Raw genomic sequence first — 12,436 nt, 5'->3', positions numbered from 1 at the left:
TCGAGGAGGTAGGAACGCCGTGCCCGGCCGCCAGTCGTCCATCGAGACCATCCAGCGCGAGCTGACCGCCTTCGCCCGCCGCGCCCGGCACAAGGCCTCCCAGCTGCACCCCGACCTCTCGCTGGTCACCTACAGCATCCTCGACCTGATCACCGAGCGCGGCGGCTGCCGGGCCGCCGACGTGGCCGCGCACTTCATGCTCGACAAGTCCACCGTCAGCCGCCAGGTCACCGCCCTGGAGAAGCTCGGCCTGCTGGCCCGCGAGACCGACCCGGACGACCAGCGCGGCCAGATCCTGCGCGCCACCGAGGCGGGCCTCACCCTGCTGCGGGACGCCAACGAGCAGCGCCGGCTCTCCTTCACCGCGCGCTTCACCGACTGGTCCGACGAGGACGTCGCCCGCTTCGCCGACTACCTGGCCCGCTACGGCCAGGAGGGCTGACCGGGACGCTCGCGGGGAGGACCGTCCCTCCCGGCGCGGACCATCGCTCCCGGCGCGACCTTCCCTCCGGGTGCGGGCCGCCGCCTCCACGGTGTACAGAGGAGGAGTGCCCCTCCGGCAGCGTCCCGATGCGCCGCACCCGCCGCACCCGCCGCATCCCCCCGACCGCCGCCGCGCCCGGCTGCCCGACCGCCGGGTGCTGACGGCGCTCACGCTCGCGCTGATCGTGCTGATCGCCGTGGTCGACGTCCTCTCCCCGCCGGACATCCACCTCGGCCCGCTGCTGATCGTCGCCCCCGCCCTCACCGCCTCCTTCGCCGGCCCCCGGGCCACCGCCTGGGTCGCCGCGCTCGCGTTCGCCGCACTGACCGTCATCGGCGCCGCCCGTTCCAGCCTGACCAGCGCGAACATCGAGACCCAGCTGAGCGCGCAGCTGATCGTCTCGGCGCTGATCGTCGGGCTGCGGGTGCTGCGCGACCGGCACGAACGCGAGCTGGCCCGGGTGCGCTCGGTCTCCGAAGCCGCCCAGCGGGTGCTGCTGCGCCCGCTGCCGGAGCGGATCGGCCCGCTGCACCTGGCCTCCGTCTACCTGGCCGCCGAGGCCGAGGCGCAGGTCGGCGGGGACCTGTACGCGGCCGCCCGCACCGCCACCGGCACCCGGCTGCTGGTCGGCGACGTTCGCGGCAAGGGGCTGTCCTCGCTCGGCGACGCGGCCCTGCTGCTCGGCGCGTTCCGGGCCGCCGCCCACCTGCACGCCGAGCTGCCCGACCTGGCCGCCTACCTGGACGGCAGCGTCAGCTGGGACCTCGCCCAGCTCGCCGAGCAGTCCCGACGGGAGCGCCGGGACCGCCAGGACCGCCGGGAGCGGCAGGCGCGGTCCGTCCTGCCCCTGCCGCCGCCCGAGGCGCCCGCCGAGGAGAGCGGCGAGGCCGGCGAGTCGTTCATCACCGCCGTCCTGCTCGACATCCCCGACGACGGCTCCGCGGTCCGCCTGATCGACTGCGGCCACCCGCCCCCGCTGCTGCTGCGCCCCGACGGTGTCACCGCCCTCGCCGCCCCTCACCCCGCCCCGCCGCTGGGCCTCGGTGAGCTCGCACCGCGGCGGTACGAGACCGAGACCTTCCCGTTCGGGCCCGGCGACCGGCTACTGATCTACACCGACGGGGTGATCGAGGCCCGGGACGCCCAGCGGCGCTTCTACCCGCTCACCGAACGCGTCACCGCCTGGCGCGCCGAGACCCCCGCCGCCCTGCTCCAGGGACTGCGCCGCGACCTGCTCGCCCACGTCGGCGGCCGGCTGGACGACGACGCGGCCATGGTGGTGGTCGAACGGCTGCCGTGAGGTGGGAGGCGGGGTGAAAGGCGGCCGGTCCCTCCCCCGTCCGGCGCGCCCTCGCGCTACGGCCGGTACGGCAGCTGCGGCACCTCGAAGCAGTTCGCGGTCATCGACGGCACCTCCGTCACCCAGCCGCCCTGCCCGCCCAGGGCCGCGTCCTGCCAGCGGGCGACGTTCAGGCAGGCCCGGGTCGGGCCGGTGGGCGGCGGCTGCGGGACGAAGGAGGCGGGCAGGATCAGCCCGTGCGCGTCGTACGGCTCGGGGCGGTTCATGAACGCCTCGACGCAGGCGCGGGTCGGCGCCGCGCCGCAGGAGTCCAGCGCGTCCGTCAGCCACTGCGCGCCCGCCCAGCCCTCCAGCTCCCAGGCGGACAGCCGGTCGGCCCGGTCCGGCTGGTAGCGGGCCATCGCGGTCCGGAAGGCGCGCACCGCCGGGACCTGCTCGTCCTCGTAGTTCTGGCTCGACGAGGTCGCCCACAGCGCGTTGCGGCAGTTCGGGGAGGAGGCGTAGTCCGTGCGCACCGTCTCCGACCAGTTCTGCACGGTGGTGACCTTCGCCGCCACCGTGACACCGGCCTCGTCCAGCGCCCGGCACAGCGCCGCGTTGCCCCGGGAGTCCATCGCGTCGAACAGCAGCTGCGAGCCGTCGGCGTGCACCGCGGCGGCCACCGCCTGGAAGTCCGGCAGCGCGAAGTCCACCGTCTGGAGCAGCACCCGGTACCCCTCGGCCTCCAGCCCCGCCTTCAGCTGTCCGGCGTAGCGGGTGGAGTCGGCCTGGTTGTAGGCGACCACGGCGGCGCTGGTCGCGCCCAGCCGCTGCCGGAAGAAGCGGAACACCTCGGTGCTCTGGTAGAGCGTCCCGTTCCAGCCGACCGACCGACCGTCGCGCGGGGCGGAGCTGCCGTAGATCCCGTACAGGTGCGGCCAGCGGTCGTACTCCGTGCCGACCGGCTGGCCGCCGACGTCCGGCACCGCCTTGCCGCTCACGTACGGGGCGCCCGCGTAGTCCAGGACGCTGCCGCTGACGAAGGCGAAGACGTGGGCCTGGTCGATCAGCCGGTGCACGCAGTCCTGGTTGCCGACGCCGCTGCCGCCGTCGTCGCAGGTCACCAGCCGGACGGTCCGGCCGTGCAGGCCGCCGCGGTCGTTGAGGGCCTGGAAGAAGGCCTGGGCACCGTAGTGCGGGCCGCTGAACACCTCGCTGCCGACCGGGCTGGTCAGCGAGGTGACCAGCCCGATCCGGATCTCGGTGGCGGTGACCCCGGTGTCGGAGGCCGGGTTGGCGCCCCCGGTCGCACCCGTGGCACCGGTCGCACCCGTCGCCCCGCCGGTGCCGGTGCCGGTGCCGGCGGCCGGGGCGGTGGGGGTGGGGCGGGCCGTGAAGGCCCCGTCGGCCAGCCGGGTGCCGCAGCCGGCGAGCAGCGCGAGGGCCAGCAGCAGGACGGCCCGGCGGCGCGACGGGGCGGTCGGCCGCATCCGGTCAGCCGCAGCCGGGGATCGGGGTGGCGCTGGCGCCCCCGGCCTGGGTGAGCAGGCCGCACAGGGTCGACCGGGACACCTTCCAGGTGCCGCCGTCCAGGACGGACCGGCCGCTCGCGCTCGGCTCCACCACGTTGCCCTGGAGCGAGAGCGAGTAGGTGACGGTCGCGTCGCTCGCGTCGGTGAACGCGACGTCGTCGACCTTCGCCTGCACCTGCCCGACCCGCGGGTCCTGGGCGAAGCCCTGGAGCACCGGGAGCAGCACGTCACCGCCCTGGAGCAGCTTGGCCTTGTCGGTGATCGGGGTGGCGGGGTCGAAGAACTTCTCCCAGTTGGCGGTGATCTCCGCCTTGGCGGCGGCCGGGTCGGCGGGGGCGGTGCCGGTGGCCGGTGCGGCCGTGGCCGCCGGGGAGGTCGCCGCCGGCGACGTGGCCGCCGGGGAGGCGGCCCCGGGCGACGTGGCCCCGGAACCGGACGTGCCGCTGCTACCGCACCCCGCCGCCGCAGCCGCGAGCAGCAGGGCGAGCAGCGCGCCCGCCGTCCGTAGCGTCCGGCCACCGGCCCCGGGGGTGCCGCTTCCCGTCAGGTGCATGGGTCTTCCCTCTCGACTGCGCCGCCCGGGGCCCCGCACGCGGTGTCCCGGATGCTGTTCCAGGCCGTTCCTGGAAACGTCTCACCTGACACCATGAAGGCGGATCCATGGACGCATCGCATTCCGACGGAGAAATCACCCGTACATCCCCCGAGGGTTCCCCCGTCCGGGACGGGTCCCTCCGGAGCGGGTTCCGGGACGCGTTCCGTCGGCGCCGGCCCGTCCGGGCGGGCCGCTCGGGCCGCTCGGGCCGCTCGGGCCGGGAGTGGGCGGGCTGGCTGCTCGCCGCCGTCGGGGCCGTGCTGTGCGTGCTCGGCTGGTACGGGGCCTCCGGCGAGCGGTTCGTCGAGCAGCAGGTGCCCTACCTGGCCTCGTCCACCATCCCCGGCGCGGCGCTGATCGTGTCCGGGGCCGTGCTGGTCGCGCTGCGGCCGCCGCCCGCCCCGCCCGGGCACCCGGACCTGACCGACCGCCGGGTGGAGCGGCTGTACGAGCTCCTGGTCGAACCGGACCCCGGGCCGGCCCCGCCGGGGCCGGTCGGCCGTTCCGCCGGACCCGACGCGTCCGCCGCGGCCGCCGCTTCCGCCGCTTCCGAGGAGCCGGCCGGGACCGACGGGGCGGGCGAGGCGGCCGCGGCCCGCGGCGCCGGGTGGCTGGCCGTCCCCGGAGGGACCCGGTACCACCGGCCGGACTGCCCGCTGGTCACCGGCAAGGAGCAGGCCGCGCCCGTGGGCGCGGAGGCCGTCGGGGCCCGGGGCCTGACGCCCTGCCCGCTCTGCTCACCGGCCCCGACCGGCCCGGGCCCCACCCGTCCGGACGAACCCACCCCGCCGAGCGGCTGACCGCCCATGACCGCGACGACCTCCGCCATCCTCACCGGGCCCCTCACCGGCCTCACCGGCCTCACCGCCGCCCCCGGCTCCTTCGGCCTCACCGTCGACCTCGCCCTCGCCGGGCTCACCGTCGGCGCCGCTGCCGCGCTCAGCGGCATCGGACTGGTCGTCTGCCACCGCGCCACCGGGGTGCTCAACATCGCCCAGGGCGCCCAGGCCATGGCCGTCGCCTACCTGCTGAGCGACCTCGTCGTGGTGCGGCACTGGCCGGTCTGGCCCGCCGTCGCCTGCTGCCTGCTGGTCGTCGCCCCCGCCCTCGGCGTGCTGCTCGACCTCCTGGTCTACCGACCGCTGCAACGGCGCGGCGCCGGCCCGGCCGAGACGATGGTCGCCGGGATCGGCGTGTTCGTCCTGCTCATCGGCCTGGCCGTGCTGCTCTGGGGCCCGGCGCCGCTGGCCGGCGCGCCCTCACCGCTCGGCGGCGGCCCGCTCCGGCTGCCCGGCGGGCACGGGCTGCGGGCGGACACCGTCGCCCAGCTCGCCGCCATCCTGGTGCTCGGCCTCGCCGTCCACGCCACCACCCGGTGGACCGGCTTCGGCCTGCGGCTGCGCGCCGTCGTCGACGACCGCCGCCTCGCCGCCCTCACCGGGATCGACGCCGACCGGCTCTCCGCCGTCGGCTGGGCCTTCGGCACGTTCACCGCCGGACTGGTCGGCGTGGCCCTCGCGCCGTACCTGCTGCTCGACCCGTACGGGCTGCCGCTGCTGGTGATGGAGACCATGGCCGTCGCGGTCGCGGCCCGGCTGCGCAGCATTCCGGTCGCGGTCGCCACCGGGCTCGGGCTCGGCATCGCCCAGGCCGAGCTCACCCGGCTGCGGCCGGCCGGGCAGCTGCTGCCGCTGGTCGAGGCCGTGCAGGCCAACCTGTTCGTGGTCGCGCTGCTCGCCACCGCCCTGCTCGCCGGGCCGGGCATCACCGGGGAACGCACCCCGGCCGGGGAGGCCCTCCCGCTGGCCCGCCGACCGGCCGGTGGCGGACGGCCGGCGGGCGCCGTCTGCCTGGTGCTGCTCCTGCTGCCGCTCGGCTTCCGGGGCCACGACCTGCGCGACGCCCTGCTGGTCCCCGCGCTCGCGCTCGTCCTGCTGTCCGTCGTCGTGGTCACCGGCTACGGCGGGCAGGTCTCGCTCGGCCAGGCCGGCTACGCGGGCCTCGGCGCGATCGGCACCGCGCTGCTGATGTCCGGCCGCGTCCCCGGCCTCCCGCCGCTGCCCGCCGTCCCCGCGCTGCTGCTCGCCGTCCTCGCCACCGCCCCGCTCGGCCTGCTCACCGGATGGCCCGCGATCCGCCGGCGCGGGCTCGCCCTCGCCCTGGTCACCTTCGCCGTGGGCACGGCGATGAGCCGGTTCGTCTTCGAGCAGCCGTACGCCACCACCGGGCTCGTCCTCGACCGCCCCTCCTTCCTCGCCGGGGACCGCGCCTTCTACCTCGCCGAACTCCTCCTCCTCGGCCTCGGCCTGCTCACCGTCCGCGCCCTGCACCGGGGGCGCCTCGGCCGGGCGCTGACCGCCGTGCGGGACCACGAACCGGGCGCGGTCGCCGCCGGCGTGGACGTGCCCGGCCTCAAGCTCCTCGCCTTCGTCGCGGGCGCGGCCCTGGCGGCCCTCGGCGGCGGGCTGATGGGCCTCGCCGGGCGCGCCTTCGACCCCACCGCCTTCGACCCGGTGCGCGGACTCCTCTGGTTCGCCACCGTCGTGGTCGCCGGCGCCGACAGCGCCCTCGCCGCCGTCCTCGCCGCCGCGCTCCTCGTCGGCCTCGACGCCAGCACCGCCACCGGCGTCTCGGCCCTGGCCGTCGGCGCCCTCGCCGCGGCCATCGGCCGCCTCCCCGGCGGCCTCGCCGCCCTCCCCCTGCCCCACCGCCGCCCACCACCGACGCCCCCGCTCCCTCCGACCCGCCTCACTCCGACGGGCCGCCGCCTCCGGGAGGCCCTGACCGCGCGGAACGCACCGCGCTGACCCTGAGCACGACGGCGCAGCCGCGCATCCGTGAGGCCACGCAGTCGCGCAGCCGCGCAGCCGCAGCCGCCCCGTGACACGGCGAGGAGCACCGCATGAGAGAGGCAGTCATGACCACCCGCTCCCCCTCCGCTCGTACCGGCGCCGCGCCCCCGCCGCCCGGCCGGGCCGTCCCGCGCGGCAAGGCCGCCGCAAGCCACCGGACGCGCGAGGCACGGCCGTGAACGCCCCCGCCCGGCTCACGGCGCGGGGCGTCGTGCGGCGGTACGGGGGGATCGAGGCGGTGGGCGGGGTCGACCTGGTGGCGAGGGCGGGGCGGATCACGGCGCTGGTCGGGCCCAACGGGGCGGGGAAGAGCACGCTGTTCGACTGTCTGGCCGGGACGGTGCGGCCCGATCGCGGGCGGGTGCTGCTCGGGGGCCGGGACGTCACCGGGCTGCCCGCGTACCGACGGGTGCGGCTGGGGCTGGCGCGGACCTTCCAGCAGATCGCCGTGTTCCCGACCCTCTCGGTGGCCGACAACGTACGGGTGGGCGCCGAGCAGTACGGGCGGCGGGTGGACGCCCGGACGGTGGCCGAGCGGTCCGCCCGGGCACTGCGGCTGACGGGGCTGCGGGAGCTGGCCGCCGAGCCGGCCGGGGGCCAGCCGACGGGGGTGCTGCGGCTGGTGGAGTTGGCACGTGCGCTGGCGGGCGGGCCCCGGGTGCTGTTGCTGGACGAGCCGGCGGCGGGGCTCGACGCCGTGCAGACGGCCCGCCTGGTGTCCGTGCTGCGCGGCCTCGCCGGGCGGGGCCTGGCGCTGCTGCTGGTCGAGCACGACGCGGAGTTGGTCGCCGAACTGGCCGATGCGGTCTACGCCATGGCGCAGGGCCGGGTGGTCGCCGCCGGTCCGGCCGCGACCGTCCTCGCCGACCCCCGGGTCGCCGGCGCCTGGGGGGCCGCCACATGAGGGCGCACCGCCTCAACCCCGGGGAGGGTTGATGCCCGTCGAAGCCGCCCTGCGGGCCGCCCGGGTCCGCTACGGCCCGTTGGAGGCGCTGCACGGCGTCGACCTGGACTTCCCGTCCGCAGCCGTCACCGTCCTGCTCGGCCGCAACGGCGCCGGACGGACCAGCGCGCTGCACGCCCTCGCCGGGGTGGTGCCGCTGGCGGGCGGGCGGGCGCTCTGGCGGGGCCGGGACGTCGGCGGACTGTCCGCCCACCAGCGGGCGCGCCGGGGGCTGGCCCTGGCCCCGGCCGAGCGCGGGGTGTTCGGCTCGCTGACCGTGGCCGAGAACCTGGACCTGGGCGGACCGGGGCGCGCCGGGGTGCTGGAGCTGTTCCCGGAGCTGACCGCCCTGCTGGGCCGCAAGGTCGGCACCCTGTCCGGCGGGCAGCAGCAACTCGTCGTCGTGGGACGGGCCTTGGCGGCACGCCCCGCTCTGCTCCTGCTGGACGAGCCCGAGCGCGGCCTGGCCCCCGCCGTCGCCGCCCGGCTGCACGCCCACCTGCTGGCGTCGGCGGCCGCCGACGGACGCACGGTCGTGCTCGCCGCGCAGGCGCTGCCGCGCACCCTCGCCGGGGCAGCGGTGGTGCACGTCCTGCACCGGGGCGAGGTGGTCTTCTCCGGCGAGCCCGGGGAGGGCCCGCCAGGCCGGATCCCCGCCCTGCCGTACCCCGACGGCCTTACGTTCCCATGACGTTCGGATGACCTTTCCCTTCCCCCTGTCCCACTCTGTCGATCCCGATCGACACGGGTGCGGCCATCGTCACGACCGGTAAGCAGTCCGCGAACAGCCTCGCCGAGACCGCCAGGACCTTCGGACCCGTCGGGCACTGGCTCGACAACAGCCACACCGCCGCCGACACGATGTCGGCCTGGGCCTGCGGCCCCGCACTGAAGGACTGCGCCGACGCCTGGCAGGCCCACGTGAAGTCCGCGGTCGACCAACTCAACCTCCAATCACAGCAGTTGAATGATTCCGCGCTTTCCTACGACCAGGCCGACCGGGAGTACCCCCGCCGTCTCGGCGCGGCCCTCGGCGACCTCGGCGGGACGGCGAGCCGGGCAGCAGCCGTGACGATGACCATCGCGGCGCTCAGGGCCGCCAACAGCATCGACGTCGAGGCGGCCGCGGCCTACTGGCCGGCCCTGGGCAAGCAGGCTTGGCAGGCCGTCAACGACACCCACGCCGACGGTGTCGACCCGCTCAAGGACACCTGGAAGGACAAGGTCGGCGAGGCGGCCGGCCGCAAGCTCCGGGAGCAGGCCCGGACCCTGGAGGCCGGTGCGGACGTCATGCGCGGCGTCGTCATGGTCCTGGACGGGCTGGGCGCCAGCATCACCCGGGCGAAGATCACCCTGAACTCCGCCCTGGACACGGCCCGGCAGTACGGCCTGACCGTCGACGAGACCACCGCCACCGCCACCGTCCGCGGCAGCGGCGGCGCGGCGTCCTCGAACGACACCGTCGTGCAGGGAGTCGGCGCGAGGCTCCAGGAGGCCCTACGCGAGGCCGAGCAGGCCGACCGGCCGGCCGCCGCCGAACTTCGCAAGCTTGCCAGGGCGACCTGCGAGACCGACCCGCGCAAAGCCCTGGACCAACTCCGGCGCGAGGCCTCACAGACCGAACTGTCCATGTACACCGGGGACATCCGCAGCGGCGACGACCCCCGGCTGGTCGCCGGCTGGTGGCAGGCGCTGCCCGACAACCAGCGCAAGCAGCTCATACTCTCCGACCCCGTGACCCTCGCCAGCCTCCCGGGCATCCCCGAGGACGTCAAGGCGGACCAGCGCGGTGGGCCCGACGCCAAGTACGACCGGGTGAAGACCGTGCGGTGGGCGCTGGACCGACTTCGCCTCCGAGGCACTGCGCCAGGGCGGCATGCACGCCAAGTGGGACCAGTGGTGGTGCTGGCGCGGGGACGACACCTGGGGGCGCAGCACGGCGCTCCCCCGGTGGCTCCGGGCGGGCGGACCCCTGCTGCTCGGCTGCCTCGCGTGGGCGTGCAGTGTGCCGACGCTCGCCGCGGACGGTGACACCCACGCGCTGGTGAGCCGCTGCCGGGACAGCCCCGGCGCGCCGGCGCCCGTCCTGCCGCTGGCCCGGGCGGGACTGGCGCTGGGCGTCGCCACGGTGTGCTGGGGCGGCCTGCAACTCGCCGCCGCCCCCGGCGCGGGTGGTCCAGGACCGGGCCGACCCACGTCCTGCTGTGCGCCCTGCTGCCATTGGCGGCGATCGGGGTGCCGTTCCAGTACGCCCTCGCCGGGACCGCCGCGCACGACAGCGGGCCGCAGCGGAGCAGCTGCTTCGGGCAAGGCGCCGTGGACGGCGGGGCCGGTGCCACGGTCGGTGCCACGACGGAGGCGGAGGCCGAGGTGCCGGACGAGGCGGAGGGCGCGGCCGAGGTCGAACATGCTGGGGCTCCTTTCCCGGGGGCCCGGACGGCCCCCGCTTCTGGTGCCCCAACGATGACCCCGATCCCGCCTCTCGCACATGTACCGAACGGCACTGCCTGAGCAGCAGATCCCCGGTGGCCCCTGCCGATCGGCAGGGGCCACCGGGGACGATGCGATCACCGGCGACAACGTGATCACCGGGGACCACGGAGGCACGACGGCCCGCGGCGGGGTGGCGCGACCACTCGCGGCAGGACCGCTCCCGGCAGGCCCTACGGGCGCCAGAGGTAGGGCGTCGTCGTGCTCACCCAGGCGAAGCCGAGGCGCTGCAGGATGGGCCGGCTCTGGTCGCTCGCGTCGACCTGGAGGTACTGGTAGCCGAGCTCGGCGGCGAGCCGGGCTCGGTGGGCGACGAGGGCGCGGTAGATGCCCCGGCCGCGCCAGTCGGGGGCGGTGCCGCCGCCCCACAGCCCGGCGAACCCCGTGCCCGGGATCAGCTCCATCCGGGCGCCGCTGACCGGGCGGTCGCCGGCCATCGCGACGACCAGACTGACCGTCTCGGTGCCGTTCCGCAGGTGGTCGAGCAGCCGCTCGCGCAGCCCCGGATGCTCGGCGCCGAAGGCCTGTGCGTGGGCCTCCGTCAGCAGCTCCACCCCCGCCGCGTCGGTCACCGTGAGCAGCCGAATCCCCGCGGGCAGGGCGGCGTCGGTCGGCAGGTCCGCGATCCGGGCGATCATCAGCGCCTCGTCCGGCTCCGCGACGAAGCCGGCCGCGAGCAGGCGCTCGCCGAGGTCGGCGGGGCGGTCGTGGGAGTAGGCCTTCCACTCGAACTCGCGCCCCAGCCCGGCGAAGTGGCGCACCTGCGCGGCGATCGCGGCGTCCGCCCCGGCCTCGTCCAGGCCCGACCAGACCACCCCGTTCCAGCCGTGCTCGGACCCCACCTGCCGGATCACCGCGCCGTCGTGCTCGATGCGGCAGCCGGGGTCGGGCGGCGCGTTGCGCCGGAGCCGGTCGTCGAACAGGGCGAGCAGGTCATCGTGTTCCATCCGCCCACTCCAGCAGAGTTCGGGCGCACGCACCACCGGGTTTCCGCACCACCGGACTTCCGCACCACCGGGTTTCCGCACCACCGGACTTCCGCACCACCGGGTTTCCGCACCACCGGCCGCTCCATCGGGTTCCTGCCCCGGCCCCGGACCGCGCTCCCGGCGCCGAACCCGCGCCGTGCGCCCGGCGAATGCCCGTCACCGCCCCCTCCGCGACGGAGGCGCGCACCGGCGGTGGCCCGCCGCACCAGCTACTGCGCCAGGTACCCGCCGTCCACCGGCAGCACCACCCCGGTCACGAAGGACGCGTCGTCGGAGGCCAGGAACAGGACGGCCGCCGCGACCTCGGCCGGATCGCCCAGCCGCCCCATCGGGTGCAGCTTCTCGATCGCCGCGAGGTACTCGGTGCCGCCCGGCTCGTCGTACAGCCGGGCGACGCGCTCCGTGGTGATGGTGCCGGGTGCGACGGCGTTGACCCGGATGCCGCGGTCGGCCCATTCGACGGCGAGGTGCTTGGTGAGCCCGGAAGCGACGAACTTGGCGGGCCCGTACACCGCCTGGCCGCGTTGCCCGGCCTCGCCGGAGATGGAGGACAGGCAGACGATCGAGCCGCCCGGCCGGTCCTGCGCGGTCATCGCCCCGATCGCGTACTTGCAGGTGAGGAACATGCCGCGGCCGTCCACCGCCATCACGTGGTCCCAGTCCTCGGCGCTCGCCTCGGTGATCTCCATCAGCGGGATGATCCCGGCGTTGGCCACCAGCACGTCCAGCCGCCCGTGCCGCTCGACGGCGGCCGTCACCATCCGGCGCGCGTCCTCGTCCGAGGCGACGTCACCGACCACCGTGCTGACGGCCTTCGGGAAGCGCTCGGCCAGCCGGTCCAGCCCGGCCGCGTCCAGGTCGGTGGCGACCACCGAGGCGCCCTCCCGGACGAAGCGCTCGGCGACGGCCCGTCCGATGCCACTGGCCGCACCGGTCACCACGCAGGAGCGGCCGGCCAGCCGTCCGCCCTCGGGGCTCCAAGCGTTCTCAGTCACCATGGCGCGACCCTACCCAGCGGGCGGGCGGCCCGAGGGACCGTTCGGCCGGTGCGCCGGATCCGACCGGTCGGCGGCTCAAAACCGGCGCACCAGGAGGCCGGAGAGGCCGGGAGAGGACCACACCGGCTCGCGACCGGCACGCGACCGGCACGAACAGCTCCCCCGAACGACGGCAGCGGCGGGGGGGGGGCCCCCCCCCCGGCCCCCCCCCCCCCCCGGGGGCCGGCGGGGGGCCACGCCCCCCCCGGCGGGGGGCCCGCCGGCGCCCCCGGGC

12 protein-coding genes are annotated in these 12,436 nt (G+C 76.5%); 8 read left to right on the top strand and 4 right to left on the bottom strand.

The features are described 5' to 3' along the window. Positions 1–19 precede the first annotated feature (19 nt). Together ACH5AR_RS00750 and ACH5AR_RS00745 are read left to right on the top strand one after the other, a co-directional pair. A complete protein-coding gene (locus ACH5AR_RS00750) occupies positions 20–442 on the top strand; it encodes a MarR family transcriptional regulator (protein ID WP_359904334.1) in 423 nt (140 codons plus the stop codon). 181 nt (positions 443–623) lie between these two features. After that, a complete protein-coding gene (locus ACH5AR_RS00745; protein WP_396299518.1) occupies positions 624–1,784 on the top strand; it encodes a PP2C family protein-serine/threonine phosphatase in 1,161 nt (386 codons plus the stop codon). A gap of 56 nt (positions 1,785–1,840) precedes the next feature. On the opposite strand, the gene ACH5AR_RS00740 is transcribed toward ACH5AR_RS00745, so the two are convergent. Together ACH5AR_RS00740 and ACH5AR_RS00735 are read right to left on the bottom strand one after the other, a co-directional pair. After that, on the bottom strand, positions 1,841–3,253 hold the full coding sequence (locus tag ACH5AR_RS00740; protein ID WP_396299177.1) for an ABC transporter substrate-binding protein: 1,413 nt from the start codon (positions 3,251–3,253) through the stop codon (positions 1,841–1,843). A 4-nt stretch (positions 3,254–3,257) separates the two neighbouring features. Next, a complete protein-coding gene (locus ACH5AR_RS00735) occupies positions 3,258–3,848 on the bottom strand; it encodes a hypothetical protein (RefSeq protein ID WP_396299176.1) in 591 nt (196 codons plus the stop codon). Between the two features lie 107 nt (positions 3,849–3,955). On the opposite strand from ACH5AR_RS00735, the gene ACH5AR_RS00730 reads away from it, so the two are divergent. The 6 genes from ACH5AR_RS00730 to ACH5AR_RS00705 all read left to right on the top strand — a co-directional run bounded on the left by ACH5AR_RS00730 (position 3,956) and on the right by ACH5AR_RS00705 (position 9,716). After that, the gene (locus ACH5AR_RS00730; protein WP_396299175.1) at positions 3,956–4,690 is read left to right on the top strand and encodes a hypothetical protein; all 735 of its coding nucleotides are present in this window, start codon (positions 3,956–3,958) and stop codon (positions 4,688–4,690) included. Between the two features lie 6 nt (positions 4,691–4,696). After that, positions 4,697–6,697, top strand: a complete 2,001-nt coding sequence (locus tag ACH5AR_RS00725) for an ABC transporter permease (protein ID WP_396299174.1) — start codon at positions 4,697–4,699, stop codon at positions 6,695–6,697. Between the two features lie 95 nt (positions 6,698–6,792). Beyond that, entirely contained in the window at positions 6,793–6,921 is a 129-nt protein-coding gene (locus ACH5AR_RS00720) for a hypothetical protein (RefSeq protein WP_396299173.1), read from the top strand. Next, on the top strand, positions 6,918–7,646 hold the full coding sequence (locus ACH5AR_RS00715) for an ABC transporter ATP-binding protein (RefSeq protein ID WP_396299172.1): 729 nt from the start codon (positions 6,918–6,920) through the stop codon (positions 7,644–7,646). Before ACH5AR_RS00720 ends, ACH5AR_RS00715 begins: the two co-directional genes overlap by 4 nt. 31 nt (positions 7,647–7,677) lie before the next feature. Then, positions 7,678–8,376 carry an ATP-binding cassette domain-containing protein gene (locus tag ACH5AR_RS00710; RefSeq protein WP_396299171.1) on the top strand — a complete coding sequence of 233 codons (699 nt, stop codon included), beginning with the start codon at positions 7,678–7,680 and terminating at the stop codon, positions 8,374–8,376. 170 nt (positions 8,377–8,546) lie between these two features. Then, a complete protein-coding gene (locus ACH5AR_RS00705; RefSeq protein ID WP_396299170.1) occupies positions 8,547–9,716 on the top strand; it encodes a hypothetical protein in 1,170 nt (389 codons plus the stop codon). A gap of 632 nt (positions 9,717–10,348) precedes the next feature. Here ACH5AR_RS00705 and ACH5AR_RS00700 read toward each other — a convergent pair. Together ACH5AR_RS00700 and ACH5AR_RS00695 are read right to left on the bottom strand one after the other, a co-directional pair. Beyond that, entirely contained in the window at positions 10,349–11,122 is a 774-nt protein-coding gene (locus tag ACH5AR_RS00700) for a GNAT family N-acetyltransferase (RefSeq protein WP_396299169.1), read from the bottom strand. Positions 11,123–11,373: 251 nt separating this feature from the next. Further along, positions 11,374–12,162, bottom strand: coding sequence for an SDR family NAD(P)-dependent oxidoreductase (locus ACH5AR_RS00695; RefSeq protein ID WP_396299168.1), 789 nt, complete (start codon positions 12,160–12,162; stop codon positions 11,374–11,376). Positions 12,163–12,436 lie beyond the last annotated feature (274 nt).

The sequence above is a fragment of the Kitasatospora sp. NPDC018619 genome, from assembly GCF_044391605.1.
GTDB lineage: Bacteria > Actinomycetota > Actinomycetes > Streptomycetales > Streptomycetaceae > Kitasatospora.
Note: the sequence above shows the minus strand (reverse complement) of the source record. Positions and strands in the feature narration are given on the sequence as shown.

Coding starts and splice junctions, on each gene's coding strand:
- ACH5AR_RS00730 (WP_396299175.1), top strand. CDS start 3,956: ATGGACGCATCGCATTCCGACGGAGAAATCACCCGTACATCCCCCGAG.
- ACH5AR_RS00720 (WP_396299173.1), top strand. CDS start 6,793: ATGAGAGAGGCAGTCATGACCACCCGCTCCCCCTCCGCTCGTACCGGC.
- ACH5AR_RS00700 (WP_396299169.1), bottom strand. CDS start 11,122: ATGGAACACGATGACCTGCTCGCCCTGTTCGACGACCGGCTCCGGCGC.
- ACH5AR_RS00740 (WP_396299177.1), bottom strand. CDS start 3,253: ATGCGGCCGACCGCCCCGTCGCGCCGCCGGGCCGTCCTGCTGCTGGCC.
- ACH5AR_RS00735 (WP_396299176.1), bottom strand. CDS start 3,848: ATGCACCTGACGGGAAGCGGCACCCCCGGGGCCGGTGGCCGGACGCTA.
- ACH5AR_RS00725 (WP_396299174.1), top strand. CDS start 4,697: ATGACCGCGACGACCTCCGCCATCCTCACCGGGCCCCTCACCGGCCTC.
- ACH5AR_RS00705 (WP_396299170.1), top strand. CDS start 8,547: ATGTCGGCCTGGGCCTGCGGCCCCGCACTGAAGGACTGCGCCGACGCC.
- ACH5AR_RS00695 (WP_396299168.1), bottom strand. CDS start 12,162: ATGGTGACTGAGAACGCTTGGAGCCCCGAGGGCGGACGGCTGGCCGGC.
- ACH5AR_RS00710 (WP_396299171.1), top strand. CDS start 7,678: ATGCCCGTCGAAGCCGCCCTGCGGGCCGCCCGGGTCCGCTACGGCCCG.